Source organism: Pseudomonas sp. QLc11A, assembly GCF_052112305.1.
In the GTDB taxonomy this organism is placed as follows: domain Bacteria; phylum Pseudomonadota; class Gammaproteobacteria; order Pseudomonadales; family Pseudomonadaceae; genus Aquipseudomonas; species Aquipseudomonas laurylsulfatiphila.
The window spans coordinates 61,681-87,254 of sequence record NZ_JAVAJJ010000006.1; the positions used below are offsets into that span (position 1 = coordinate 61,681).

At 60.0% G+C, this 25,574-nt stretch carries 22 protein-coding genes; 8 read left to right on the forward strand and 14 right to left on the reverse strand.

What is annotated here, in order from left to right; translation table 11 throughout:
* Positions 1-81 precede the first annotated feature (81 nt).
* From Q8X48_RS11005 to Q8X48_RS11015, 3 genes are all read left to right on the forward strand, one after another.
* On the forward strand, positions 82-1,011 hold the full coding sequence (locus Q8X48_RS11005; RefSeq protein ID WP_407800766.1) for a hydrogen peroxide-inducible genes activator: 930 nt from the start codon (positions 82-84) through the stop codon (positions 1,009-1,011).
* A 9-nt stretch (positions 1,012-1,020) separates the two neighbouring features.
* Positions 1,021-3,096 carry an ATP-dependent DNA helicase RecG gene (recG, locus tag Q8X48_RS11010; protein ID WP_407800765.1) on the forward strand — a complete coding sequence of 692 codons (2,076 nt, stop codon included), beginning with the start codon at positions 1,021-1,023 and terminating at the stop codon, positions 3,094-3,096.
* Between the two features lie 78 nt (positions 3,097-3,174).
* Positions 3,175-4,575 carry an aminoacyl-tRNA deacylase and HDOD domain-containing protein gene (locus Q8X48_RS11015; RefSeq protein WP_407800764.1) on the forward strand — a complete coding sequence of 467 codons (1,401 nt, stop codon included), beginning with the start codon at positions 3,175-3,177 and terminating at the stop codon, positions 4,573-4,575.
* A 47-nt stretch (positions 4,576-4,622) separates the two neighbouring features.
* Here the strand turns inward: Q8X48_RS11015 and Q8X48_RS11020 are convergent, their stop codons facing one another.
* From Q8X48_RS11020 to Q8X48_RS11040, 5 genes are all read right to left on the reverse strand, one after another.
* Positions 4,623-5,936: a delta-60 repeat domain-containing protein gene (locus Q8X48_RS11020; protein WP_407800763.1), complete on the reverse strand. Its 1,314-nt coding sequence runs from the start codon at positions 5,934-5,936 to the stop codon at positions 4,623-4,625.
* A gap of 150 nt (positions 5,937-6,086) precedes the next feature.
* Positions 6,087-6,482: a helicase gene (locus Q8X48_RS11025; RefSeq protein WP_407800762.1), complete on the reverse strand. Its 396-nt coding sequence runs from the start codon at positions 6,480-6,482 to the stop codon at positions 6,087-6,089.
* A gap of 310 nt (positions 6,483-6,792) precedes the next feature.
* Positions 6,793-7,068 (reverse strand): HU family DNA-binding protein, encoded by a 276-nt coding sequence (locus tag Q8X48_RS11030; protein ID WP_003195589.1) that lies wholly within the window; start codon positions 7,066-7,068, stop codon positions 6,793-6,795.
* Between the two features lie 194 nt (positions 7,069-7,262).
* Positions 7,263-8,411, reverse strand: coding sequence for an NAD(P)/FAD-dependent oxidoreductase (locus Q8X48_RS11035; RefSeq protein WP_407800761.1), 1,149 nt, complete (start codon positions 8,409-8,411; stop codon positions 7,263-7,265).
* Positions 8,412-8,429: 18 nt separating this feature from the next.
* Positions 8,430-8,600, reverse strand: coding sequence for a rubredoxin (locus Q8X48_RS11040; RefSeq protein WP_007975200.1), 171 nt, complete (start codon positions 8,598-8,600; stop codon positions 8,430-8,432).
* Between the two features lie 199 nt (positions 8,601-8,799).
* On the opposite strand from Q8X48_RS11040, the gene Q8X48_RS11045 reads away from it, so the two are divergent.
* Both Q8X48_RS11045 and ubiA read left to right on the forward strand, forming a co-directional pair.
* Positions 8,800-9,363: a chorismate--pyruvate lyase family protein gene (locus tag Q8X48_RS11045; RefSeq protein ID WP_407800760.1), complete on the forward strand. Its 564-nt coding sequence runs from the start codon at positions 8,800-8,802 to the stop codon at positions 9,361-9,363.
* The gene (gene ubiA, locus Q8X48_RS11050; RefSeq protein WP_126048321.1) at positions 9,363-10,253 is read left to right on the forward strand and encodes a 4-hydroxybenzoate octaprenyltransferase; all 891 of its coding nucleotides are present in this window, start codon (positions 9,363-9,365) and stop codon (positions 10,251-10,253) included. The genes Q8X48_RS11045 and ubiA overlap by 1 nt, the downstream gene beginning before the upstream one ends.
* Positions 10,254-10,314: 61 nt before the next feature.
* Here ubiA and Q8X48_RS11055 read toward each other — a convergent pair whose 3' ends face one another.
* Positions 10,315-10,698, reverse strand: a complete 384-nt coding sequence (locus tag Q8X48_RS11055) for a COG4315 family predicted lipoprotein (protein WP_407800759.1) — start codon at positions 10,696-10,698, stop codon at positions 10,315-10,317.
* Between the two features lie 153 nt (positions 10,699-10,851).
* Between Q8X48_RS11055 and phoB the strand changes: the two genes are divergently transcribed.
* From phoB to Q8X48_RS11070, 3 genes are all read left to right on the forward strand, one after another.
* Positions 10,852-11,541, forward strand: coding sequence for a phosphate regulon transcriptional regulator PhoB (gene phoB, locus Q8X48_RS11060; RefSeq protein ID WP_015097384.1), 690 nt, complete (start codon positions 10,852-10,854; stop codon positions 11,539-11,541).
* 80 nt (positions 11,542-11,621) lie between these two features.
* Positions 11,622-12,908 carry a phosphate regulon sensor histidine kinase PhoR gene (phoR, locus tag Q8X48_RS11065; protein ID WP_407800779.1) on the forward strand — a complete coding sequence of 429 codons (1,287 nt, stop codon included), beginning with the start codon at positions 11,622-11,624 and terminating at the stop codon, positions 12,906-12,908.
* A 123-nt stretch (positions 12,909-13,031) separates the two neighbouring features.
* Positions 13,032-14,372 (forward strand): hemolysin family protein, encoded by a 1,341-nt coding sequence (locus Q8X48_RS11070; RefSeq protein ID WP_007975205.1) that lies wholly within the window; start codon positions 13,032-13,034, stop codon positions 14,370-14,372.
* Between the two features lie 179 nt (positions 14,373-14,551).
* Here Q8X48_RS11070 and Q8X48_RS11075 read toward each other — a convergent pair whose 3' ends face one another.
* From Q8X48_RS11075 to Q8X48_RS11110, 8 genes are all read right to left on the reverse strand, one after another.
* Positions 14,552-15,448 (reverse strand): peptidoglycan DD-metalloendopeptidase family protein, encoded by an 897-nt coding sequence (locus tag Q8X48_RS11075; RefSeq protein ID WP_407800758.1) that lies wholly within the window; start codon positions 15,446-15,448, stop codon positions 14,552-14,554.
* Between the two features lie 208 nt (positions 15,449-15,656).
* Positions 15,657-16,559, reverse strand: a complete 903-nt coding sequence (locus Q8X48_RS11080; protein WP_407800757.1) for a response regulator — start codon at positions 16,557-16,559, stop codon at positions 15,657-15,659.
* Positions 16,560-16,727: 168 nt separating this feature from the next.
* A complete protein-coding gene (gene phoU, locus Q8X48_RS11085; RefSeq protein ID WP_015097389.1) occupies positions 16,728-17,489 on the reverse strand; it encodes a phosphate signaling complex protein PhoU in 762 nt (253 codons plus the stop codon).
* A 109-nt stretch (positions 17,490-17,598) separates the two neighbouring features.
* Entirely contained in the window at positions 17,599-18,432 is an 834-nt protein-coding gene (gene pstB, locus Q8X48_RS11090; protein WP_015097390.1) for a phosphate ABC transporter ATP-binding protein PstB, read from the reverse strand.
* A gap of 143 nt (positions 18,433-18,575) precedes the next feature.
* Positions 18,576-20,246, reverse strand: coding sequence for a phosphate ABC transporter permease PstA (gene pstA / locus Q8X48_RS11095; RefSeq protein WP_095964356.1), 1,671 nt, complete (start codon positions 20,244-20,246; stop codon positions 18,576-18,578).
* Positions 20,247-20,261: 15 nt separating this feature from the next.
* Entirely contained in the window at positions 20,262-22,295 is a 2,034-nt protein-coding gene (locus tag Q8X48_RS11100) for an ABC transporter permease subunit (RefSeq protein ID WP_193601780.1), read from the reverse strand.
* A gap of 411 nt (positions 22,296-22,706) precedes the next feature.
* Complete coding sequence (locus Q8X48_RS11105; RefSeq protein WP_015097393.1) at positions 22,707-23,708, reverse strand: phosphate ABC transporter substrate-binding protein PstS; 1,002 nt, start codon at positions 23,706-23,708, stop codon at positions 22,707-22,709.
* A gap of 252 nt (positions 23,709-23,960) precedes the next feature.
* Positions 23,961-25,259, reverse strand: coding sequence for an MFS transporter (locus Q8X48_RS11110; RefSeq protein WP_126048331.1), 1,299 nt, complete (start codon positions 25,257-25,259; stop codon positions 23,961-23,963).
* Positions 25,260-25,574 lie beyond the last annotated feature (315 nt).

Sequence of the window (25,574 nt, forward strand, 5' to 3'; positions counted from 1 at the left end):
CACCGGACACGTTCAGTCTGATAACGTGCGTCTATCGATTGCAGCCGGTATGCTTGGCCCGCAACTTCATGGACGCTTGCTATGACCCTCACAGAATTACGCTACATCGTTACCCTCGCCCAAGAGCAGCACTTCGGCCACGCGGCCGAGCGTTGCCACGTCAGCCAGCCGACCCTTTCGGTGGGCGTGAAAAAGCTTGAAGACGAACTCGGTGTGCTGATTTTCGAGCGCAGCAAAAGCGCCGTGCGCCTGACGCCGGTCGGCGAAGGCATCGTGGCCCAGGCGCAAAAGGTGCTGGAACAGGCCCAGGGCATCCGCGAACTGGCCCAGGCCGGCAAGAACCAGCTGACTGCCCCGCTCAAAGTTGGCGCGATCTACACTGTCGGGCCGTACCTGTTCCCGCACCTGATTCCACAACTGCACCGGGTCGCCCCGCAGATGCCGTTGTACATCGAAGAAAACTTCACCCACGTGCTGCGCGACAAACTGCGCAACGGTGAACTCGACGCGATCATCATCGCCCTGCCGTTCAGCGAAGCCGACGTGCTGACCCTGCAGCTCTACGACGAGCCGTTCTACGTGCTGATGCCGGCGCAGCACCCGTGGACGCAAAAAGAGTCCATCGATGCCAGTCTGCTCAACGACAAGAGCCTGCTGCTGCTCGGTGAAGGCCACTGTTTCCGCGATCAGGTACTGGAAGCCTGCCCAACCCTGACCAAAGGCAACGACGGCGCCAAGCACACCACGGTGGAATCCAGTTCCCTGGAAACCATTCGCCACATGGTCGCGTCCGGCCTGGGTATTTCGATCCTGCCGTTGTCGGCAGTCGACAGTCATCACTACGCCCCCGGCGTGATCAAGGTGCGTCCGTTGTCGGCACCCGTACCGTTCCGCACCGTGGCCATTGCCTGGCGCGCCAGCTTCCCGCGTCCGAAGGCGATTGAAATCCTCGCCGACTCCATTCGCCTGTGCTCGGTGGCCAAGCCAGCGGCGCAGGTCGCTGCGGGCTAAGCGACGGTCATGAGCGAGTTGTCGCAAGTGTCGGTTACGACACTCAAGGGTGTCGGTGAAGCCATGGCCGAGAAACTGGCCAAGGTCGGCCTGGAAAACCTCCAGGACGTGTTGTTTCACTTGCCCCTGCGCTATCAGGACCGCACCCGCGTGGTCCCGATTGGCGCGCTGCGACCCGGGCAGGATGCGGTCATCGAAGGCACCGTCAGCGGCGCCGATGTGGTCATGGGCCGTCGGCGCAGCCTTGTGGTGCGCTTGCAGGACGGCACCGGCGGACTCAGCCTGCGCTTCTATCATTTCAGCAATGCGCAGAAGGAAGGCCTCAAACGCGGCACGCGGATTCGCTGCTACGGCGAGGCACGGCCCGGTGCTTCGGGGCTGGAAATCTACCACCCGGAATATCGCGCTATCACTGGCGACGAACCACCGCCGGTGGATGAAACCCTGACTCCGGTCTACCCGCTCACCGAAGGCCTGACCCAACAGCGCCTGCGCCAGTTGTGCATGCAGACCCTCACCCTGCTCGGCCCCAGCAGCCTGCCCGACTGGTTGCCCAGCGAGCTGGCCCGCGACTACCAATTGGCGCCGCTGGCCGATGCAATCCGCTACCTGCACAACCCGCCCGCCGATGCCGACGTCGATGAACTCGCCCTCGGCCATCACTGGGCACAACACCGCCTGGCTTTCGAAGAACTGCTGACCCATCAACTGTCGCAACAGCGCCTTCGTGAAAGCATGCGCGCCCTGCGTGCGCCGGCGATGCCCAAAGCCACCCGGCTGCCAGCCAAATACCTGGCCAATCTTGGCTTCAACCCGACGGGCGCCCAGCAACGGGTCGGCAACGAAATCGCCTACGACCTCAGCCAGCACGAACCGATGCTGCGGCTGATCCAGGGCGACGTCGGCGCCGGCAAAACCGTGGTCGCCGCCCTTGCCGCACTGCAAGCGCTGGAGGCCGGTTATCAGGTCGCACTGATGGCGCCCACCGAGATTCTCGCCGAGCAGCACTTCATTACCTTCAAGCGCTGGCTCGAGCCGCTGGGCATTGAAGTCGCATGGCTCGCCGGCAAGCTCAAGGGCAAGAACCGCACCGCCGCGCTGGAGCAAATCGCCAGCGGCACGCCTATGGTGGTTGGCACTCACGCGCTGTTCCAGGACGAAGTGCAATTCAAGAACCTGGCGCTGGTGATCATCGACGAACAGCACCGCTTCGGCGTTCAGCAGCGTCTGGCCTTGCGGCAGAAAGGCGTCGGTGGACGCATGTGTCCGCACCAGTTGATCATGACCGCCACGCCGATTCCGCGCACGCTGGCCATGAGCGCCTACGCCGATCTCGACACCTCGATCCTCGACGAACTGCCCCCCGGCCGAACCCCGGTCAACACCGTGCTGATCACCGACACCCGGCGGGTCGAAGTCATCGAGCGGGTGCGCAGCGCTTGCGCCGAAGGGCGTCAGGCCTATTGGGTATGCACGCTGATCGAAGAGTCGGAAGAGCTGACCTGCCAGGCCGCCGAAACCACATATGAAGACCTCACCGCCGCCCTCGGCGAGCTGAAGGTCGGGCTGATCCACGGCCGCATGAAACCTGCGGAAAAAGCCGCGGTAATGGCCGAGTTCAAGGTCGGCAACCTGCAACTGCTGGTCGCGACCACGGTGATCGAAGTCGGCGTGGACGTGCCCAACGCCAGCCTGATGATCATCGAGAACCCCGAGCGCTTGGGCCTGGCGCAACTGCACCAGTTGCGCGGCCGCGTCGGTCGGGGCAGCGCCGTCAGCCATTGCGTGCTGCTCTACCATCCGCCGCTGTCGCAGATCGGCCGTCAGCGCCTGGGCATCATGCGCGAAACCAACGATGGTTTTGTCATCGCCGAAAAGGACCTGGAATTGCGCGGCCCCGGCGAAATGCTCGGCACCCGCCAGACCGGCCTGCTTCAATTCAAGGTCGCCGACCTGATGCGCGATGCCGATTTGCTGCCCGCCGTGCGAGATGCCGCCCAGGCATTGCTCGAGCGCTGGCCGACCCACGTCAGCCCGCTACTCGACCGTTGGCTGCGTCATGGCCAACAATACGGCCAAGTGTGACAACCGTCACAGTTTCTGAGGCGTGGCCTTAGGCAAGCTGGTTATACTCCTGCAATTGTTTAATCACGGATACAGACCATGACCGACGTTGCCTTCGCACCCGATACCCCGCACGCTCCGTCGGTTATTCGGCTGATGCTGGGCAAGTTGGGCATTGCCTACGAAGAAGTGTTGGAGCATCACGGCCTCAATGCCGCACGCAAAGTGCAGGCCGTTCTGCTCGATGACAGCGTCGGCGCGTTGATGGTGTTGTTCCCGCAAAGCCAGTTGCTGGACCTCAATCGCCTCACTGAACTCACCGGTCGCCGTCTCACCGCCGTACCGATCGAGCGCCTGACAAAAATGCTCGGCAAGCACAACCTCAGCTTGCTGCCGGGCCTGCCGGCGCTGACCAGTTCACCCTGCCTGTACGACGAAAGCCTGCTGCGTGAGCCGAAGTTGCTGATCAACTCTGGTGAGCCGGGCGTGCTGCTGGAAGTCTCCAGCGAAGACTTCAAGACCATGCTGACCAAGGCCAGCGCCGCCAACTTCGGCGAAAACCTGACCAGCATCCGTCCGAACCTCGACCGCCCCGATGACGACCGCAAGGAAATCACCCAGGCCGTCCAGGCGTTTACCGCGCGGCGCATCCAGCAGCGCCTGGAAGAGACCATCGAGATTCCGCCGCTGGCTGAAACCGCGCAAAAGATCATCAAGCTGCGTGTCGACCCCAACGCCACTATCGACGACATCACCGGCGTGGTCGAAACCGACCCGGCGCTGGCCGCGCAAGTCGTGAGCTGGGCAGCGTCGCCGTACTATGCCTCGCCGGGCAAGATCCGTTCCGTGGAAGACGCCATCGTGCGCGTGCTGGGCTTCGACCTGGTGATCAACCTGGCGCTTGGCCTGGCTCTGGGTAAAACCCTGAGCCTGCCCAAGGACCACCCGCAACAAACCACGCCGTACTGGCAGCAATCCATCTACACCGCCGCCGTCATCGAAGGCCTTACCCGCGCCATGCCGCGCACCCAGCGCCCGGAAGCAGGCCTGACCTACCTGGCCGGCTTGCTGCACAACTTCGGCTACCTGCTGCTGGCCCACGTGTTCCCGCCACACTTCTCGCTGATCTGCCGCCACCTGGAGGTCAACCCGCACCTGTGCCACAGCTACGTGGAACAACACCTGCTGGGCATCAGCCGTGAACAGATCGGCTCGTGGCTGATGCGCTACTGGGACATGCCCGAAGAGCTGTCCACCGCCCTGCGCTTCCAGCACGACCCGACCTACGACGGCACCTACGCCGAATACCCGAACCTGGTCTGCCTGTCGGTGCGCCTGCTGCGCAGCCGAGGCATCGGCTCCGGCCCCGACGAAGGCATCCCCGACGCACTGCTTGAACGCCTCGGTCTGAGCCGCGCCAAGGCCGACGACGTGGTTAGCAAAGTGCTGGAAGCTGAAGTGCTGCTGCGCGAACTGGCATCGCAATTCACCCAAGGCTGAAAGCATCGCGGGCAAGCCCGCGACAGAACCGACTTCACTTTTGGATTTTATAACAGGCTACGCAAAACAAACGGATACCCCCCCTCGTTCCCGATAAGAACCAACTTGCTGTCCTCTGTCAGCGCCATGTGGTGATAAGTGCTTTTATGGTGGAACCAACCCTTACCGTTGAACGAAGTATCAAGCTGACCAGTGGGCAAATAGCGTGCTGCCACTGATCTTGCAACCAGGATTGTGTTGTTATTCTCTTGCCAGGCACAGTTTTGCCAAACCCCCCCATCGGGCAATATGCTGGAAAACAATGGCTTGCCAGCATTAAACCCAAGATTGGGAGACCCGTTGGCGTTTAGAACTGCAATCCAGGGGGTAGATGGCAAACCAAAATCATGAGTCTTGGCAGCGGAGCCAGCCACTACAATCGCACCATCGCTGTTCCTGACTGAAATTGTCCCGGCCCTAATATGCTTTAGTTCGTCATTCTTAATAACGAACTTCTGACCATTGAAGCTGCGATCTCTCTTCCCATCCTTTTCCAAACGAATGACAAAAGCGTTTAAGGCTGCATTTTCAGAGTCATCCTCAAGATAACTACCAAACACCAGAATTTTTTCTTCATCCGTTAGCGCAATGCTGATGACTTCATGATCAAGGCCATCAAGGTTGATCAATAATTTACCGCCATCACCAAAGGTCGTGTCATATTTGCCGTCTGGCGTAAGTCGAATCAGCAATCCACGTACCCAGTATCGACCATTGTCCTGGCCGTAAATCCCACTGTGCGCGACAAGAATCCTGCCATCTTTCTGCACGCACACAGAACCGCCAATATATCCGGCTGCCATGGTTAAACTTTTTGCTTCACTTGTATTGTCGACATTTTTTCGGGGGGGGAATGACTTCCGGGAGCGTAATGACGCTGCGTCACGAGAGAACAGTCTATAGGGGTCTATTTTTTTATAACCCTCCTCTCCAAAATCAGTATCCAGCTGGCCATCCTTATTCAGCCGAGCAACAACCATATCTCGCTGCCCCATTTCATCAAGGTACGTACCTTTCACAAGGAATTTGCCCTCCGAGTATGGAAATAGTCCACATCTAGGGGCTACGCTCCAGTGAATTGGCAAGATCGTCGACCCATTGGCACCAAAAGAATCGTCGAAGACTCCACGATCATCCATTCGCCATAGCCTCATCGACACAACACCATCACGCTGGTATTTATCGGCACAAACCAGCTTTCCATTCATCGGAAGAACCGAATATAAAACAGCCCTCCACTCTTCTATTTCCACTACACCATTTTCACCAAAGGACGGGTCAAGTGTTCCTGCTGTCACTGTTTCACTCTGCATCTGGCTCATGATCGCACTCCACGTGTGTAGTAAGGGTGAACTACCCAATGTTCAGCACAGTGGAGCACGCAACAACCGCAACTGTGACCTGTCAGGAATGACAGTCATTTAGTCTTCTTCGAACTAAAATCGACGGAGATTAGTCCGAAACAACAACCTTTATGGCTGTCCTTGAACAGCTACAGGCTTTTTCTTCGGCTTCAAATACTTGGTCAGCCCCTGGAACCAGATCACCAGCGCCGGGTTGCCCTTGATCTGAATCGATTTGTCCTGAATCCCGGTCATGAACGCCAGTTGCTTGTTCTTCGCCTGCATCGTGGCAAAGCCATACGCGGCATCTTTAAAGGCAATCGCAAACGCAGGCTCGGCATGCACACCCGATCGGCTGGTGATGCGCTGGTCCTTCACGCGGAAATGCCGCGCCACTTTCCCGTCCAGGGTCTGCAGCTGAAACACCAGGTCCTTGTCACCCAACTGCTGCTGAAACGCCGGATTGGTCCGGCTGGCCTTACCCATCAAAAAACCCAGCATCCACAGCAGAAAACGAAATTTCATGCGCACAGCCTCAGAAGAAAAATGAACGGCTTGGGCAGTTTAACGGCTTCAGAGGATAACGCCAGTATCCAGCTGCGTTAGGAGAAGATCATTACCATTACCTGCACGATGACTACTAAGTCACAATTATCAACACGTCACTCCAGCCACTCCACACGCCACTTCTGCACCTGAAGAAACACATACATAGGAGCCGGCTTGCCGGACTCCTAGAGGGCGCGGTATTTCAGGTACAAAAAATGGGCACCCAACCCTGGTTGGCGTGCCCATTTTTTATTCCACCCCCCGCTACGCGAGAGGCGAAAACGGCTTACGGATTAACGCTGTCTTTCAACGACTTGCCTGGCTTGAACGCAACGGTGTTGCTGGCCTTGATTTTGACGGGTTCACCGGTTTGCGGGTTTTTGCCGGTGCGGGCACCGCGATGGCGTTGCAGGAAGGTGCCGAAGCCCACCAGCGTCACGCTGTCTTTGCGGTGCAGGGCACCGGTGATTTCTTCAAGAACGGCGTTGAGAACGCGGTTGGCTTGTTCTTTGGTGAGGTCTGCTTTTTCAGCAATGGCTGCAGCGAGGTCTGGTTTACGCATGTGAGTGAAGCCCCTTTGACGGTTTGTTGTTGTTATGTCCGTGCTGCTCTCTGCGGAGCAGCGCCAAAAGCGCCGCAGGTGCTCTACTCTGCGGCAGACGGGAGTGAGGATGGCACGCAGTGAGGCCCCGCGCCAGTATCGGCGCGGCCATTGTTAGGGCAAAAGGGGGGTGATTCCGACAGAACGACCGGTATTTATGCCAACAGGGCTGGAAGCTCTTTGTTCAGGGCCAGTTTTTCCATCACGGCGGCACCGGTGAGGGCATAACCGAGCAGTTTGCCTGCTGCATCGCGGCATAAAACCTTGATGTCGGCGCCCTGACCTTCGACGGTCCAGATGCCTTCTGCACCCCGTGGCGGCGGGGATACCACCAGCGGGCACACCGGGGTTTTGACGGTGATCGGCATAGGGCCATAGGTGACGGCGGTCGGGTTGCCGGCCAGGGTTTGCGCCAGCGCTCGCGCGCAGCTCATCAGGGGCATCACGTACAGCAGGTTCAGCCCATCGACCTCGGCACAATCGCCCAGGGCGTAGATGTTGGCGTGGGAAGTCTTCAGGTCCCGGTCGACCATGATGCCGCGGTTGACCTGCAAACCGGCCGCTGCCGCGAGGTCGACGCGCGGGCGCAGGCCAATGGCCGAGACCACCACGTCGCACGGGATCACCTGGCCATCGGACAGGTGTGCTTCGAGACCGTCCGACACGCGTTGCAGGCGGTTGAGCACCGGCCCGAGGTGGAAACGTGCGCCGAGGCTTTCCAGGCCAGCCTGCACCGCTGCCGCGGCCGCCGGGTGCAACAGGGTCGGCATGACCTGTTCGCACGGCGCAACCAGCTGCACTTCGTAGCCGCCCAGGGTCAGGTCGTTGGCGAACTCGCAGCCGATCAGGCCGGCGCCGAGCAGCAGCACGCGGCGCTTGCCAGCAGCTGCCGCACGGAAGCGTGCGTAATCTTCCAGGTCGTTGATCGGGAATACGCAATCCGCCGCGTCACCTTCAATGGGCACGCGCACGGTTTCGGCGCCCCAGGCCAGGATCAGGTCGCGGTATATCACCGCTTCTTCACCGATCCACAGGCGCTTGTGGCCCGGGTCAATGCCACTGATGCGCGTGTGGGTGCGTATTTCGGCCTTGAGTTGTTCGGCCATGGCGCCGGGTTCGGCCATACTCAGGCCGTCGGCATCCTTGTTTTTGCCGAAGCCGGTGGAGAGCATCGGCTTGGAGTAGGAGCGCCCGTCATCGGCGGTAATCAAAAGCAGCGGGGTTTCGCTGTCGAGCTTGCGAAACTCGCGGGCGACGTTGTAGCCAGCCAGACCGGTGCCAATGATGACGACAGGTGCGTTCATTCCTTACTCCTCAATTATTCAGGCAGCGATTTCGATCATTTCAAAATCCATCTTGCCCACACCGCAGTCCGGGCACAGCCAGTCTTCCGGCACGTCTTCCCAACGGGTGCCCGGCGCAATGCCGTCATCCGGCCAACCGTCGGCTTCGTTGTAGATCAGGCCGCAGACGATACATTGCCACTTTTTCATCAGGTACTTCCTCAGGGTTCAGGCGTTTTGCCGGCCGGACGGTCGATGGTTGTAGCACTGCCGTCCAACTCAGCGCGTTTTGTACTGATCGATGCCGCCGGATGCAAGCCTGTTCGGCGCAACGGCAGGCCAATTCAATCGATATCGGCGGCTGACATGTTAAGCTCGCCGCCTCATTTGCTGCCAATAATGACTCATTGTGCAACACACAGAATCCCCCTCTCCAGCTCCTCTCTGGCTCTCGCGCAGCGAACTGACGCCCCTCCCCGATGCTTCCATCCTGGACTGGCTGTTCGACGAAGGCTCGCTCACCCGACGTCTGATTCATCTGTCGAATGATGCCTTCAGCGTCTCGCCGATGTTCGAGGGCTGGCAAACCCTGCGCGCCGACGAATGCGCAGCGCTGGACCTGGCTAACGGCAGTGAAGGTTGGGTGCGCGAGGTGTATCTGCGCGGTCATGGTGAAGCCTGGGTGTTCGCCCGCAGCGTCGCGGCACGCAGTGCATTGCAAGGCGACGGCTTGCACATGGACGAATTGGGCAGCCGTTCCCTGGGTGAATTGCTGTTCTGCGATCAGGCCTTTCAGCGGCGGGCCATCGAGGTTTGTCATTATCCTCAAGAATGGCTGCCGGGCGAGGCGCGGGCACCGGATCTTTGGGGCCGCCGTTCACGTTTTGACCGCGGCGCGTTGAGTGTACTGGTGGCCGAAATCTTCCTGCCTTCCCTGTGGGACGCCGCACGCGCCCAATCGGAGAACCTCTGATGTACCAAAGCCTGCTCAAGTCCTTGAACCGCTTGAACCCTCGGGCCTGGGACTTCATTCAGCTGACGCGGATGGACAAGCCGATCGGCATTTACCTGCTGCTCTGGCCAACGCTGTGGGCGCTGTGGATTGCCGGCAAGGGTTCGCCGTCCCTGGCCAACATTGTGATTTTCGTCCTGGGCGTAGTGCTGACCCGCGCCGGTGGCTGCGTGATCAACGACTGGGCGGACCGCAAGGTCGATGGTCATGTGAAGCGTACCGAGCAGCGCCCGCTGGTGAGCGGCAAGATCAGCTCGAAAGAGGCGCTGGTGTTCTTCGCATTGCTGATGGGCGTGAGCTTCCTGCTGGTGCTGTGCACCAACGCCGCGACCGTGTGGCTGTCGCTGGGCGGCCTGGCATTGGCGTTCAGTTACCCCTTCATGAAGCGCTACACCTATTACCCGCAAGTGGTGTTGGGCGCCGCGTTCTCCTGGGGGATGCCGATGGCCTTTACCGCCGAAACCGGAGAACTCCCGGCCGCTGCGTGGCTGCTGTGGATCGCCAACCTGATGTGGACCGTGGGCTACGACACCTATTACGCGATGACCGACCGCGATGACGACCTGAAGATCGGCGTGAAATCCACGGCGATTCTATTCGGCGATGCGGACCGGGCGATCATCCTGACCCTGCAAGGGCTGGCGCTGGGTTGCCTGTTGCTGGCGGGTTCGAAGTTCGACCTGGGTGGCTGGTTCCACCTCGGATTACTGGTGGCGGCGGGCTGCTTTGCGTGGGAATTCTGGTACACCCGCGACAAGGACCGGATGCGTTGCTTCAAGGCGTTTTTGCACAATCACTGGGCGGGCTTGGCGATTTTCGTCGGGATTGTGCTGGATTACGGGTTGCGTTGACCGTTGAAAAGATCGCAGCCTTCGGCAGTTCCTACCCGAAGACTGCGATTCTTTTGCGGTGTTACATATGCTCGCGAACGACGTGCCAGACATCTTTTTTCTTGTCACCCGTCATGTCTCCGGGTTTTTTGTCGTCCTCGTAGTAGTACAGCGGCTTGCCGTCATAGGCCCATTGCATCGAGCCATCGTCACGCTTGACGACTGTCCATTTACCTTCGGCCTTGGCACCCGCCGGCGCCATCATTGGCGGCCAGTATTTGGCGCAGTCACCGTTGCACATCGACTTGCCGCCCGCGTCCTTGTCGAACGTGTAGACCGTCATGCCCTTATGGTCGACCATCATGCCGTCTTTCATCATCGCCGGGTCGGCGGCAAAGGCCAGTGTCGGCAGCGTTAACGCAGCAGTGACCAGCAAAGCCTTCCAGGATTGAGCAATGTAGTTCATGGAAACCTTCCTCTTGTGGTTGTCAGGATCCGGACTTAGAGCTTAGCCCAGGATCCAGCCAATCGCCGGTCGACTAAAATACTGTCACACGACTGCAATAATTCCGTTATCTAATGCGGCGCAAGACAGTTAAATGACAAGAGGATTTTGGGCATGGTTGGCAGGAGCATTCTGATCGTCGACGACGAAGCGCCTATTCGCGAAATGATCGCCGTTGCGTTGGAAATGGCCGGCTATGACTGCCTGGAGGCGGAAAACTCCCAGCAGGCCCACGCCATTATCGTCGACCGCAAACCGGACCTGATCCTGCTCGACTGGATGCTGCCCGGCACCTCCGGCATCGAGCTGGCCCGTCGCCTCAAGCGTGATGAATTGACCGGGGACATCCCGATCATCATGCTCACCGCCAAGGGTGAAGAGGACAACAAGATCCAGGGCCTGGAAGTCGGCGCCGACGACTACATCACCAAGCCGTTTTCCCCCCGTGAGCTGGTGGCGCGTCTGAAGGCGGTACTACGCCGTACCGGCCCGACCGATGGCGAGGCGCCAATCGAAGTCGGCGGCCTGCTGCTGGACCCGATCAGCCACCGCGTGACCATCGACGGCCGTCCCGCCGAGATGGGCCCGACCGAATACCGCCTGCTGCAATTCTTCATGACCCACCAGGAGCGCGCCTACACCCGTGGCCAGTTGCTGGATCAGGTCTGGGGCGGCAACGTCTATGTCGAAGAGCGTACCGTCGACGTGCACATTCGGCGTCTGCGCAAAGCCCTCGGCGATGCTTACGAAAATCTGGTACAAACCGTGCGCGGCACCGGTTACCGCTTTTCTACCAAAGCCTGACCCGGACCCTTACCGCCCGACAAGCTGACAAGGACGCGCGTCAAGTGAACCAAAACTGGCATGGCACCCTGATTCGCCACATGCTGCTACTGGTCACCGCCTGCCTGGTGATCGGCCTGATCACCGGCTATTACGGCTGGAGCCTCGCCGCAGGCCTGGGTCTTTACCTGGCCTGGACCCTCAAGCAATTGCTGCGTCTGCACGAGTGGCTGCGCCTGCACAAACCCGATGAAGCGCCGCCCGACGGCTACGGCCTGTGGGGCGAGGTGTTCGACAGCATCTACCACCTGCAGCGCCGCGACCAACGGGTACGCGGGCGCCTGCAAGCGGTGATCGACCGGGTTCAGGAATCCACCGCCGCGCTGAAAGACGCGGTGATCATGCTCGACACCGACGGCAACCTGGAGTGGTGGAACCGCGCCGCCGAAACCCTGCTGGGCCTCAAGACCCCGCAGGACAGTGGCCAGCCGGTGACCAATCTGGTGCGCCATCCGCGCTTCAAGGAATACTTCGAGCAAGACAGCTACGCCGAACCGCTGGAAATTCCTTCTCCGACCAACGACCGCGTGCGCATCCAGTTGTACATCACCCGTTACGGCAACAACGAACACTTGATGCTGGTGCGCGATGTGACGCGCATCCATCAGCTTGAGCAAATGCGCAAAGACTTCATTGCCAACGTTTCCCATGAACTGCGCACACCGTTGACGGTGATCTGCGGCTACCTGGAAACCCTGCTCGATAACGTCGACGAGGTGAACCCGCGCTGGGGCCGTGCCTTGCAGCAGATGCAGCAACAAGGCGGGCGCATGCAGACCCTGCTCAACGACCTGTTGTTGCTGGCCAAGCTGGAAGCCACCGATTATCCATCGGACAACCAGCCGGTGCCGATCGACGGCTTGCTGCAATCGATCAAGAGCGATGCGCAGCAGTTGTCCGGCCAGAAAAACCAGAAAATAACCCTGGACGCCGACCCGATGACTCTGCTCAAGGGCAGCGAGGCGGAGTTGCGCAGCGCGTTTTCCAACCTGGTGTTCAACGCGGTGAAATACACCCCGGCCGAAGGCAACATCCGCATTCGCTGGTGGGGCGATGACCAGGGGGCACACCTGAGCGTGCAGGATTCCGGGATCGGCATCGATACCAAACACCTGCCACGCCTGACCGAACGCTTCTATCGCGTCGACTCCAGCCGCAACTCCAATACCGGTGGCACCGGCCTGGGGCTGGCGATCGTCAAACACGTTTTGTTACGTCATCGGGCACGGATGGAAATCAGCAGCGTACCGGGTCACGGCAGTACCTTTACCTGCCACTTTGCCCCGGCCCAGGTCACCAAATCACGGGTTATCAGCACCGCCGATTGATACCGGTCAGCACGCGCCACTAGGCAACTGACCGGTCAGCCGCTACATTGGCTGACTTGCGCCTGCCCTTCAGGCGCGGATTTTTCTTCCCTCTCGAATACACGGAACCCGCAAAACTCCATCATGGACCCTTCCCCTGGCTTGACCCTCGCTACAATTTTCGCCGACTTCGGCATGATTCTTTTTGCTCTGATCCTGGTTTTGCTCAACGGCTTTTTCGTTGCGGCGGAATTTGCCATGGTCAAGCTGCGCTCGACCCGGGTCGAGGCCATCGCTGACAAAAACGGCTGGCGCGGGCACATCCTGCGCACCGTGCACAGTCAGCTCGATGCGTACCTGTCGGCCTGCCAATTGGGTATCACCCTCGCCTCCCTGGGCCTGGGTTGGGTCGGTGAACCCGCGTTTGCCCACATTCTTGAGCCGGTGTTGAGCGCTGTCGGCGTTGAATCGGCCGAAGTGGTCAAAGGCATCTCGTTCTTCACCGCGTTCTTCATCATTTCGTACCTGCACATCGTGGTCGGTGAGCTCGCCCCGAAATCCTGGGCGATCCGCAAACCCGAATTGCTGTCGCTGTGGACCGCCGTGCCGCTGTACCTGTTCTATTGGGCCATGTACCCGGCCATCTACCTGCTCAACGCCAGCGCCAACACCATCCTGCGCATTGCAGGGCAAGGTGAGCCCGGCCCGCATCACGAGCATCACTACAGCCGTGAAGAGCTGAAACTGATCCTGCACTCCAGCCGTGGCCAGGACCCGAGCGACCAAGGCATGCGCGTGCTGGCCTCGGCAGTGGAGATGGGCGAACTGGAAGTGGTCGACTGGGCCAACTCCCGCGAAGACCTGGTGACCCTGGAGTTCAACGCACCGCTCAAGCAGATCCTGGCGATGTTCCGTCGCCACAAGTTCAGCCGCTATCCGGTGTACGACAGCGAACGCCAGGAATTCGTCGGTCTGCTGCACATCAAGGATCTGCTGCTGGAACTGGCGGCGCTGGACCACATTCCCGAGTCGTTCAACCTCGCCGAACTGACCCGCCCGCTGGAGCGCGTGTCGCGGCACATGCCGCTGTCGCAGTTGCTGGAGCAGTTCCGCAAGGGCGGTTCGCACTTCGCCGTGGTCGAAGAGGCCGATGGCAACATCATCGGCTACCTGACCATGGAAGACGTTCTGGAAGTGCTGGTGGGCGACATCCAGGACGAACACCGCAAGGCCGAGCGCGGGATCCTCGCGTACCAGCCGGGCAAGTTGCTGGTACGGGGCGATACGCCGCTGTTCAAGGTTGAACGACTGTTGGGTATCGACCTCGACCACGTCGAAGCCGAAACCCTTGCAGGGCTGGTCTATGAGAGCCTCAAGCGCGTTCCGGAAGAGGAAGAAGTGCTGGAAGTCGAAGGCCTGCGGATCATCATCAAGAAGATGAAGGGGCCGAAGATTGTCCTGGCCAAGGTGTTGATGCTCGACTGATCTGTGGCTGACGGACTTTTTGTGGCGAGGGGGCTTGCCCCCGTTGGACGGCGAAGCCGTCCCAAAGCCATTGTTCGCGGTATTTCAGCAAAAACGTATTCACTGGATTCAGGGCCGCTTCGCAGCCCAACGGGGCGGTGCGGCGTTCCGACAAGCCCCCTCGCCACAATTGATCGCCTTCACTGCTTGCCCAACGCAAAGTTGGGCAAAGCACCCACCGGCTGGTTGAACTGGTACGGAATCGACACCAGCCCCAGCCCGGTATTGCGCTGAACCACGAAGTGCAAATGCGGCCCGGTGCTGTTGCCGGTGTTGCCGGACAACGCCAAAGCACTCCCTACCGTTACCCGCTGACCTTCCCGAACGCGGACCGAGCCCTTCTTCAGGTGCAGGTAAACACCCATGGTCCCGTCATCGTGCAGCACCCGCACGAAATTGCCGGAGGCATCGGTGCCGCGCCCGCTCTGTCTGTTCTCGGTCTTCACCACCACCCCGCCTCGCGCGGCAATGATCGGTGTGCCCTCGGGCATCGCGATGTCCATGGCGTAACGGCTCTTGGGGCCGAAGTGGCTGTAGGGCCCGTTGGCACCCTGACTGATCCGGAACGGGCCGCCACGCCAGGGCAACGGGTACCGATAGCCCACCGTGGGTCCTGAGGGGTCGCCCAAGGAATACTTGAACTTCGGGACGTACGCGAGGGGCCTTCCACCTTTGGCCGCCGTGAGCTGCGCCAGGCGAACGCTGCTGCGCATCGGTATCACGCGCCGAATCGTCCTGCCCGGCACACCGCTGGCGTTCTTCACCCTGGAAAAACTCAATTCGACCTCTACCGGCGCATACAGGTCATTGCGCACGTACACACTGTGTACGCCGTTCTTCTTCATGATGATGAGGCGCACCTGACGCTCAAGGTGCTCGACCATGCCATCGCGGAAAACGAACACATGGGCGCCTTTGCTGGGGCGGTCGCTGTAGGAAACAACGCCATTGGCGTCTTTGGACTTGTAGATGGTCATGGCCACGGCCGAGGTGGCGACCATGAACAGGCCACAGAAAAACAGCAGGCGCGTGAACATGGGCAAAGATTCTGTCGAGTGGGAACTGAGATGGAGCCTAGCAGCTGCTATGGACTCGGGTAGTCGGCAGATGTTTCAGAAAAGGTGTTCAGCAGATTTGCGGTAACAGTGTCGGCCCCTTCGCGAGCAGGCTCGCTCCCACATGAGAACGCATTACAAATGTGGGAGCGAGCCTGCTCGCGAAAGCGGACTGTCAGGCGACCCTATATCAAGCGCCAGGAATGAAGTGCTTCTGCGCCGTCCCCCGCGCAATCAGGCGCGAGATGTAATCGAGCTTCTGCGCATCCTGATCGACAAAGCGGAAGGTCAGTTGCAGCCAGTCGCTGTCGGGTTTCGGTTCGTGGGCCACGACGGCATGCAGATAGCCGTTGAGGCGGGCGATTTCGGCATTGTCGCCCTGCTCCAGGTCCAGCACGGCGCTGTCGAGGATCTGCGGCAGGGTCTCGGTGCGCTTGACCACCAACAGGGCTTCCTTGAGGCTCAGGGCCTTGATCACGCACTGCTGGATGCCGTTCGGCAAACGCAGTTGACCCTGGCCACGGCCGCTGGCGGGTACTGAAGAGGCCGCAGGCACCTTGACCGGCGGGCTGTTGAGCAAGCCTTTGGACGGTGCGGGCGCAGCTGTTGGCGTGGTGACGGGCGCCTTGCCAGCGGTCAGGGCGGCCAGGGAGTCGTTGGCGAATGCAGGGCTGGTTTTGGTCGCGGCGACGTTGATCAAGGCATCGAGTTTGCCGACCTTGTGCAGCGCCTGCTTGACCTTGATGATCAGTTGTTCGTTGGTGAACGGCTTGCTGACATAACCGGATACCCCGGCCTGGATCGCCTGGACGACGTTCTCCTTGTCGCCACGGCTGGTCACCATCACGAAGGGCATGGCTTTGAGGCTGTCTTGCTCACGACACCAGGTCAGCAGTTCCAGGCCGGACATTTCCGGCATTTCCCAGTCGCACAGGACCAGATCGAATGCTTCCTTGGCCAGCATGGCTTGGGCCTTTCTGCCGTTGATCGCGTCTTCGATCCGCATGCCCGGGAAATAATTGCGCAGGCACTTTTTCACCAAGTCACGAATGAACGACGCGTCGTCCACGACCAACACACTGACCTTACTCATCCACCACCCCTTTAAAAAATCCCGGCCAGCATACTGCCTTGCTGATGGCACATTGCCAAAAAACCTTCAGTCACGCCGGACTTTTCGTTCACGGGTGCTGCTTTTCGAATACGTAGGCCACAAACAAAAACGCCCGGCCAACAGGCCGGGCGCTTTACTTGGGCAACCTTACTTATCGTCAGTTTTGCCCGGAACATTAGCGGTTTCGCCGGTTGTTCCTTCGACTTCTTCCTTCATGCGCTTGAGACCCAGGTGTCGCACGTCGGTGCCACGTACCAGGTAAATCACCAGTTCCGAGATATTGCGCGCGTGGTCGCCGATACGCTCCAGCGAACGCAGTACCCAGATAATGCTCAGAACCCGCGAGATAGAACGCGGATCTTCCATCATGTAGGTCGCCAGCTCACGCAGGGCGGTCTTGTATTCGCGGTCGATGATCTTGTCGTACTGCGCCACCGACAAGGCCAGTTCGGCATCGAAACGGGCAAAGGCGTCCAATGCATCACGGACCATGTTGCGCACCTGGTCACCGATGTGGCGCACTTCGACGTAACCGCGCGGTGCCTCGCCTTCTTCGCATAGCTGAATGGCGCGACGGGCGATCTTGGTCGCTTCGTCACCGATGCGCTCCAGGTCGATCACCGATTTGGAAATGCTGATGATCAGTCGCAGGTCGGACGCTGCTGGCTGACGACGGGCCAGAATGCGCAGGCATTCTTCGTCGATGTTGCGCTCCATCTGGTTGATCTGGTCGTCGATCTCGCGCACCTGCTGGGCCAGGCCGGAGTCGGCCTCGATCAGCGCAGTGACCGCGTCGTTGACCTGCTTCTCGACCAGCCCGCCCATGGCCAGGAGGTGGCTGCGCACTTCCTCCAGTTCGGCGTTGAACTGCTGGGAGATGTGGTGTGTAAGGCCTTCCTTAGAAATCATGTTGTCTGCTCCGCAAAAGCTGTGAGCTGCAAGCTACAAGCTGCAAGCTGATGTGTTGTACCCGAACTACCCTGACTTGCCGCTTGAAGCTTGCGGCTCGTAGCTGCTGCTAGCCATAGCGACCGGTGATGTAGTCTTCGGTCTGCTTCTTCGCCGGATTGGTGAACAGGGTGTCGGTGTCGCCAAATTCCACCAGTTTGCCCATGTACATGAACGCGGTGTAGTCGGAAACCCGCGCCGCCTGCTGCATGTTGTGGGTCACGATCACGATGGTGAACTTGGATTTCAGTTCGTAGATCAACTCTTCGACTTTCAGCGTGGAGATCGGGTCGAGTGCCGAGCAGGGTTCGTCGAGCAGCAACACTTCCGGCTCAACGGCAATGGTGCGGGCGATCACCAGACGCTGCTGCTGACCACCGGACAGGCCCAGTGCCGACTCGTGCAGGCGATCTTTGACTTCGTCCCACAGCGCCGCGCCCTTGAGTGCCCACTCGACGGCTTCGTCGAGCACGCGCTTCTTGTTGATGCCCTGAATGCGCAGGCCGTAAACCACGTTTTCGTAGATGGTTTTCGGGAACGGGTTGGGCTTCTGGAACACCATGCCGACGCGACGACGCAGCTCGGCCACGTCTTCGCCCTTGCGGTAGATGTTGTTGCCGTACAGGTTGATCTCGCCTTCGACACGGCAGCCATCCACCAGGTCGTTCATGCGGTTGAAGGTGCGCAGTAGCGTCGACTTGCCACAGCCGGACGGGCCGATGAAGGCGGTCACGCGCTGTTTCGGAATGTTCATGCTGACGTCGTACAGCGCTTGCTTCTCACCGTAGAACAGGCTCAGGCCAGGTACTTCGATGGCTACGGTTTCCTGCTCGAGGCTCAGGCTCTGTTTATCGCGACCCAGTGCCGACATGTTGATGCCGTGGGTATGTGCTTCGTGCTGCATGGGAGGCTCCCTGTGCTAACAAATTCGGTTCGTTTTTTGTGGGAGCGAGCCTGCTCGCGATTCAGGCACTGCGGTTTGACTCTGAAACCGCGGTGATGCCTTCGCGAGCAGGCTCGCTCCCACATAGAAATCAGTGCTGCAAATCAGCTGTCCAGCGCCTTGTACTTCTCGCGCAGGTGGTTGCGGATGTACACCGCCGACAGGTTCAGCGTCGCGATCACCAGCACCAGCAACAGCGCCGTGGCGTACACCAGCGGTCGTGCGGCTTCGACGTTCGGGCTCTGGAAGCCGACGTCATAGATGTGGAAGCCCAGGTGCATGATCTTCTGGTCCAGGTGCAGATACGGGTAGTTACCGTCCACCGGCAACGACGGCGCCAGTTTCACCACACCCACCAGCATCAGCGGCGCCACTTCACCCGCGGCACGAGCCACGGCGAGGATCATGCCGGTCATCATTGCCGGGCTGGCCATCGGCAATACGATCTTCCACAAGGTTTCAGCCTTGGTCGCGCCGAGGGCCAACGAGCCTTCACGCACGGTGCGAGGAATCCGCGCCAGACCTTCTTCAGTGGCCACGATCACCACCGGCACTGCCAGCAGCGCCAGGGTCAGCGAAGCCCAGAGCAGGCCCGGCGTGCCAAAGGTCGGCGCCGGCAAGGCTTCCGGGAAGAACAGACGGTCGAGCGAGCCGCCCAGCACATAGACGAAGAAACCCAGGCCGAACACCCCGTAAACGATGGCCGGAACACCGGCCAGGTTGTTCACCGCGATGCGGATCACCCGGGTCAGGGTGTTCTGCTTGGCGTATTCACGCAGGTACACCGCCGCCAGCACGCCGAACGGGGTCACGATCATCGCCATGATCAGGGTCATCATCACGGTGCCGAAAATGGCCGGGAAGATACCGCCCTCGGTGTTCGCTTCACGCGGGTCATCGCTCAGGAACTCCCAGACCTTGCTGAAGTAGAAGCCGATCTTGGTGGTCGTGCTCATGGCGTTCGGCTGGTAGGCGTGAACCACCTTGCCGATGCCGATTTCGATTTCCTTACCGTTCGCATCACGGGCGGTCAGGCTGTCGCGGTTGAACTGCGCATGCAGATCGTTCAGGCGCGCTTCAACATCCTGATAGCGGGCATTGAGTTCGGCGCGCTCCGATTCCATGTCCGCTTGTGCGGCGGCGTCGAGCTTGCCATCCAGCTCCAGCTTGCGACCGTGCAGGCGAACGCGCTCAAGACCGGCGTTGATCGCGCCGATGTCGGTTTTTTCCAGGCTCTTGAGCTGTGCGGCCAGCTTGTTCACGCGATCGACACGGGCTTGCAACTCAGGCCATGCGGCTTCGCCTTCAGCGACAACCTTGCCGTCCTGTTTGACGTTGACCAGGTAACCGTAGAAGTTGCCCCACTCACGCCGCTCGATCGCCATCAACTCCGGCGGCGTCGTCTGGTTGGTCAGCCACTCGCCGACGACCCAGGTAAAGTCGTTGCCGTTCAGGTCACGGTTGCCGACCTTGATCAGCTCGCGAGTCATGAACTCAGGGCCTTCGTCAGGCACCGGCAGGCCGGCGCTCTTCAGACGGGCACGTGGCACTTCTTCCTTCTGTACGATTTCGCCGATCACCAGGTGCTGGCCCTGGCCCGGTACGTCGTAGCTAGCGTGGATCAGATCCGCCGGCCAGAAGTGACCCAGGCCGCGCACGGCAATCACTGCCAGCAGGCCAATGGTCATGATGACCGCGATGGACACCGCGCCACCGCTGATCCAGACGCCGGGGGCGCCGCTCTTGAACCATCCTTTCAGGGAGTTCTGTTTCACAGACTTCTACCTTTCTTAAAGCGACGAGTATTTCTTGCGCAGACGCTGACGAATCAGTTCTGCGAGGGTGTTCATGACGAAGGTGAACAACAGCAGCACCAGCGCCGAGAGGAACAGCACGCGGTAGTGGCTGCCGCCGACTTCCGACTCCGGCATTTCCACCGCGACGTTGGCGGCCAGCGTGCGCAGGCCTTCGAACAGGTTCATTTCCATGACCGGGGTGTTACCGGTGGCCATCAGCACGATCATGGTTTCACCGACCGCACGGCCCATGCCGATCATCAGTGCCGAGAAGATGCCCGGGCTCGCGGTGAGGATCACCACGCGAGTCATGGTCTGCCACGGCGTGGCACCGAGGGCCAGGGAGCCCAGGGTCAGGCCGCGAGGCACGCTGAACACGGCGTCTTCAGCGATGGAGTAGATGTTCGGGATAACCGCGAAGCCCATGGCCAGGCCGACCACCAGGGCGTTGCGCTGGTCGTAGGTGATGCCAAGGTCGTGGGAGATCCACATGCGCATGTCGCCGCCGAAGAACCAGTTCTCCATGAACGGGCTCATGTACAGCGACAGCCAGCCCACAAACAGGATCACCGGAATCAGCAGCGCACTTTCCCAACCGTCCGGGACTTTCAGGCGGATCGACTCAGGCAGTCGGCTGAAGGTGAAACCGGCGACCAGAATGCCGATCGGCAGCAACATCAGCAGGCTGAAGATGCCCGGCAAGTGCCCTTCCACATAGGGCGCGAGGAACAGGCCGGCGAAGAAACCGAGGATCACCGTCGGCATCGCTTCCATCAATTCGATCACCGGCTTGACCTTGCGGCGCATGCCCGGGGCCATGAAGTACGCGGTGTAGATCGCAGCGGCAACGGCCAGTGGAGCGGCCAGCAACATGGCGTAAAACGCGGCTTTCAGGGTACCGAAGGTCAGCGGTGACAGGCTCAGCTTGGGTTCGAAGTCGGTGTTGGCGGCGGTCGATTGCCAGACGTATTTAGGCTCGTCGTAGTTCTCGTACCAGACCTTGCTCCACAACGCGCTCCACGACACTTCCGGGTGCGGGTTGTCGAGCAGCAGCGGATGCAGCTTGCCGCCGGCTTCAACGATTACGCGGTTGGCGCGAGGCGACAGACCGAAAACGCCCTGGCCCTCAGCGACGGGTTCCACCAGCAAGGTGCGGTGGGCAGTACTGTGGAACACGCCAAGCTTGCCGGAAGCGTCCAGGGCAACGAAGCCCTTGCGGCGCTCTTCGGCGGTGATTTCAACGATCGGCGTAGTGCCCATCTGGAAGGTGCGGATCTGCTTCAGGCGTTGTTCGCCATCGGGATCGCGGGCCATGAACCACTGGGCCAGGCCACCCTTGGAATCGCCGATGATCAGCGAGATGCCGCCCACCAGCTGGGTGCTGGCGGTGACTTGCGCTTCACCGTCTTCAAGCAGTTTGTAGCGACCGTTGAGGCTCTTGTCGCGCAAGCTGAACACGTCAGCCTGGGCACGCCCGTTGATCACGTACAGCCACTGCTGACGCGGGTCGACGAAGATGCTCTTCACCGGCTCGGTCATCTGCGGCAGGTCGATGCGCTTCTGCTCGTTGGTGACTTCGCCGGTCATCATGTTCTCTTCGCTGGTCAGCGACAGAACATTGAGTTGCGAACCGGTGGAGCCCACCAGCATCAGGGTCGAATCGTTGGCGTTGAGGCTGACGTGCTCCAGCGCACCGCCGGCTTCGTTCACCGAGATTGGCGCTTCGCCATACGGGTACTCGACGGCCGGGGTAATGGTCTTTTTGCCTTCCGGGTAGCTGACCTTATAGGTGTGACGGAACACCAGTGCCTGACCGTTGGACAAACCCACCGCCACCAGCGGGTGGCCTGGCTGGTCTTCACCGATGGAGGTCACAGTGGTGCCGGCCGGAACCGGCAAATCGACGCGCTTGAGTTCGGCGCCACTGTCGATGTCGAAGAACAATGCCTGGCCCTTGTCGGAAACCCGCATCGCCACCTGGTTCTGCTCTTCCAGGGAGATCATCAGCGGCTTGCCGGCGTCTTGCATCCAGGCTGGCGTAATAGCGTCCTTGGCGGTCAGGCTGGCACCCTGGAACAGGGGCGCGACAATGTAGGCAAGGAAGAAGAAGATCAGTGTGATGGCTGCCAGCACCGCCAGGCCGCCGATAAGGACGTACCAGCGGGTGAAGCGATCCTTGAGCGCGCGGATGCGACGCTTGCGTTGTAGCTCAGGCGTATTGAAGTCAATTCGCTTGGGGGGATTAGTAGTCATGTTGGAATTGGCCAGATCATTCATGCGCACACCCTAGCGATCCTGTATGACAGAAAGATGACAATGCAGTGACGCAACAAATCCGCCGCTGGCGGTAACCAGCAGTGGATAGAGAATTAGAGGTGTATGGGGGTGACTCCTGCCGCCCCCATGTGAGTCCGAGGGGGTCACCCCGGACTCAATTTGTTACTTTTTTGCGACTTCAGCGCCGCCTTCCGCGAGACCCAGGTCAGCCAGAGCTTTTGCAGCAACCTTGGCTGGCAGTGGGATGTAGCCGTCTTTCACTACAACTTCCTGGCCCTGTTTCGACAGAACCAGTTTCACGAACTCGGCTTCCAGCGGAGCCAGAGGCTTGTTTGGAGCTTTGTTGACGTAAACGTAGAGGAAACGCGACAGCGGGTACTTGCCGTTCAGGGCGTTTTCTTCGGTGTCTTCGATGAATTCACCGCCATCTTTCTTGGCCAGGGCAACGGTTTTCACGCTGGCAGTCTTGTACCCGATGCCCGAGTAGCCGACGCCGTTCAGCGAGCTGCTGATCGACTGCACAACCGAAGCCGAACCTGGCTGTTCGTTGACGTTTGGCTTGAAGTCGCCTTTGCACAGGGCTTCTTCCTTGAAGTAGCCGTAGGTACCGGATACCGAGTTACGACCAAACAGTTGAACTGGCTTGTTGGCCAGGTCACCGGTCACGCCCAGGTCACCCCAGGTTTTGACATCGGTCTTGGCGCCGCACAGACGAGTCGAGGAGAAAATCGCGTCGACCTGAGCCATGGTCAGACCCTTGATAGGGTTGTCCTTGTGCACGAATACGGCCAAGGCGTCCACGGCAACCGGAATTGCGGTCGGCTTGTAGCCATACTTGGTTTCGAAGGCTTGCAGTTCGTTGTCCTTCATCTTGCGGCTCATCGGGCCCAGGTTAGCGGTGCCTTCTGTCAGCGCAGGTGGTGCGGTAGAAGAACCGGCGGCCTGAATCTGGATGTTTACGTTCGGGTATTCTTTCTTGTAGTTCTCAGCCCAGAGGGTCATGAGGTTGGCCAGGGTATCGGAGCCGACGCTGGACAGGTTGCCCGACACACCAGTGGTCTTGGTGTAGCTCGGGATAGCAGGGTCAACAGCGGCAACCGCGTTGGCAGTCGCAACGCCAGCAGCGACAAAAGTCATTGCCGCCATCAAACGCTTCAGTTTCATGCCTTACTCCTAGCAGATAGGGTGTGTTAAGTCGGGGCCAAGTATCAGCAGGCCGTGTGAACACTCTATGGCTGAAATATGACAATTGGATGAAAGGCCAGTATTTGGATTTTTTGCAGGATGATTCGCGTCGCCTGCCTTCGCGAACAAGCCCGCTCCCACAGTTGACCGCGCTCCTCCAGGAGAAATGCGATCGAATGTGGGAGCGGGCTTGCTCGCGAAGGCGTCAGTGCAGTCGCTGAGAAAGGTCGCTTAGCGCCCTTTTTTCCAGAGATATGCCCCCACCGCAATCCCGACCCCACACAGCACCGCCACATAATAAGCAGGCCCCATCGGGCTTTCCTTGAGCAGCAGGCTGACGATCATCGGCGTCAGGCCACCGAAAATGGCGTAGGCCACGTTGTAGGAGAACGACAAGCCGCTGAAACGCACTACCGGCGGGAAAGCCTTGACCATCACGTAGGGCACCGCGCCGATGGTGCCGACCAGCAGACCGGTCAGCGCATACAGCGGGAACAGCCAGTCCGGATGGTCGGCCAGGCTGTGATAGAAGGTCCAGGAGCTGGCCAGCAACGCAGCGCAGCCCAGGACGAAGACTCGCCCTGCGCCGAAGCGATCCGCCAGCGCGCCGGCGATGATGCAGCCAAAGCTCAGGAAGACGATCGCCAGGCTGTTCGCCTGCAAGGACGTGGTTGGCGAGAAGTGATAGACCGTCTGCAACACAGTCGGGGTCATCAGGATCAACACCACGATGGCGGCAGACAGCAGCCAGGTGAGCAGCATTGAAATGGCGATGGCGCCACGATGGTCACGCAGCACCGCGCGCAGCGGCACCTCTTCGGCCAGGGCCTTGCGCTGTTGCAGCTCGGCGAACACCGGGGTTTCGTGCAGCCAGCGACGCAGGTACACCGAGAACAGTCCGAACACGCCGCCCAGCAGGAACGGGATCCGCCAGGCGTAATCCGACACTTCCACCGGGGTATAGAGGCTGTTGATCGCCGTGGCGACCAGCGAGCCGAGCAGGATGCCCGCCGTCAGACCGCTGGTCAGGGTGCCACAGGCGTAGCCGATATGACGCTGCGGCACGTGTTCGGAAACGAAGACCCACGCCCCCGGCACCTCACCGCCAATGGCCGCACCCTGGATCACCCGCATCAGCAGCAACAGGATCGGTGCCCACATGCCGATCTGCGCATAGGTCGGCAACAACCCCATGATCAGGGTCGGCACGGCCATCATGAAAATGCTCAGGGTGAACATTTTCTTGCGGCCCAGCAGGTCGCCGAAATGCGCCATCACGATGCCGCCCAGCGGCCGTGCCAGGTAGCCGGCGGCGAAGATGCCGAAGGTCTGCATCAGGCGTAGCCACTCTGGCATGTCCACCGGGAAGAACAGCTTGCCCACCACCGTGGCGAAGAACACGAAGATGATGAAGTCGTAGAACTCCAGCGCACCGCCCAGGGCAGACAGCGATAGAGTCTTGTAGTCGTTGCGGGTCAGCGGACGTGCGGGTTGTTCTGGCTGCGCGATGCTCGAGGGCGCTGTGGTCATGGCAAGGGCTTCTCTTATAGTCGGATCTGCAACCTCAACAACGCTGGTTGAGGTCTGGGCAGGTCCGGCACGATAGCAAATTGTTCGAAAAAGCACATAGAGGTGCGTTTTTGACGGTCAAAATGAGAACCGGACGGTCGTCGCGGAGTCTACCGACCGATATACTCGTAGCCTTGCTCCGGTTTTTGAGGGTTGCTGTGCGAAAACGCCTGTCAGGTTCATAGGCGATTTCGCAGAGTTTCCCTTTAGGCGCCTTATGGAAAACGTGACGAACGCAGTATGTTCGGTGCTGAATCGTTTTTCCCGAAGACGGCT

What these genes read in the sequence shown, in the direction of transcription:
- Q8X48_RS11035 (WP_407800761.1), bottom strand. Translation starts at nt 8,411, where the DNA reads ATGAACGCACCTGTCGTCATCATTGGCACCGGTCTGGCTGGCTACAAC.
- recG (WP_407800765.1), top strand. Translation starts at nt 1,021, where the DNA reads ATGAGCGAGTTGTCGCAAGTGTCGGTTACGACACTCAAGGGTGTCGGT.
- phoB (WP_015097384.1), top strand. Translation starts at nt 10,852, where the DNA reads ATGGTTGGCAGGAGCATTCTGATCGTCGACGACGAAGCGCCTATTCGC.
- Q8X48_RS11100 (WP_193601780.1), bottom strand. Translation starts at nt 22,295, where the DNA reads ATGCAAGACGCCGGCAAGCCGCTGATGATCTCCCTGGAAGAGCAGAAC.
- pstB (WP_015097390.1), bottom strand. Translation starts at nt 18,432, where the DNA reads ATGCAGCACGAAGCACATACCCACGGCATCAACATGTCGGCACTGGGT.
- phoR (WP_407800779.1), top strand. Translation starts at nt 11,622, where the DNA reads ATGCTGCTACTGGTCACCGCCTGCCTGGTGATCGGCCTGATCACCGGC.
- Q8X48_RS11105 (WP_015097393.1), bottom strand. Translation starts at nt 23,708, where the DNA reads ATGAAACTGAAGCGTTTGATGGCGGCAATGACTTTTGTCGCTGCTGGC.
- Q8X48_RS11070 (WP_007975205.1), top strand. Translation starts at nt 13,032, where the DNA reads ATGGACCCTTCCCCTGGCTTGACCCTCGCTACAATTTTCGCCGACTTC.
- Q8X48_RS11110 (WP_126048331.1), bottom strand. Translation starts at nt 25,259, where the DNA reads ATGACCACAGCGCCCTCGAGCATCGCGCAGCCAGAACAACCCGCACGT.
- Q8X48_RS11075 (WP_407800758.1), bottom strand. Translation starts at nt 15,448, where the DNA reads ATGTTCACGCGCCTGCTGTTTTTCTGTGGCCTGTTCATGGTCGCCACC.
- Q8X48_RS11080 (WP_407800757.1), bottom strand. Translation starts at nt 16,559, where the DNA reads ATGAGTAAGGTCAGTGTGTTGGTCGTGGACGACGCGTCGTTCATTCGT.
- Q8X48_RS11025 (WP_407800762.1), bottom strand. Translation starts at nt 6,482, where the DNA reads ATGAAATTTCGTTTTCTGCTGTGGATGCTGGGTTTTTTGATGGGTAAG.
- Q8X48_RS11005 (WP_407800766.1), top strand. Translation starts at nt 82, where the DNA reads ATGACCCTCACAGAATTACGCTACATCGTTACCCTCGCCCAAGAGCAG.
- Q8X48_RS11020 (WP_407800763.1), bottom strand. Translation starts at nt 5,936, where the DNA reads ATGAGCCAGATGCAGAGTGAAACAGTGACAGCAGGAACACTTGACCCG.
- ubiA (WP_126048321.1), top strand. Translation starts at nt 9,363, where the DNA reads ATGTACCAAAGCCTGCTCAAGTCCTTGAACCGCTTGAACCCTCGGGCC.
- phoU (WP_015097389.1), bottom strand. Translation starts at nt 17,489, where the DNA reads ATGATTTCTAAGGAAGGCCTTACACACCACATCTCCCAGCAGTTCAAC.
- Q8X48_RS11040 (WP_007975200.1), bottom strand. Translation starts at nt 8,600, where the DNA reads ATGAAAAAGTGGCAATGTATCGTCTGCGGCCTGATCTACAACGAAGCC.
- Q8X48_RS11015 (WP_407800764.1), top strand. Translation starts at nt 3,175, where the DNA reads ATGACCGACGTTGCCTTCGCACCCGATACCCCGCACGCTCCGTCGGTT.
- Q8X48_RS11030 (WP_003195589.1), bottom strand. Translation starts at nt 7,068, where the DNA reads ATGCGTAAACCAGACCTCGCTGCAGCCATTGCTGAAAAAGCAGACCTC.
- Q8X48_RS11055 (WP_407800759.1), bottom strand. Translation starts at nt 10,698, where the DNA reads ATGAACTACATTGCTCAATCCTGGAAGGCTTTGCTGGTCACTGCTGCG.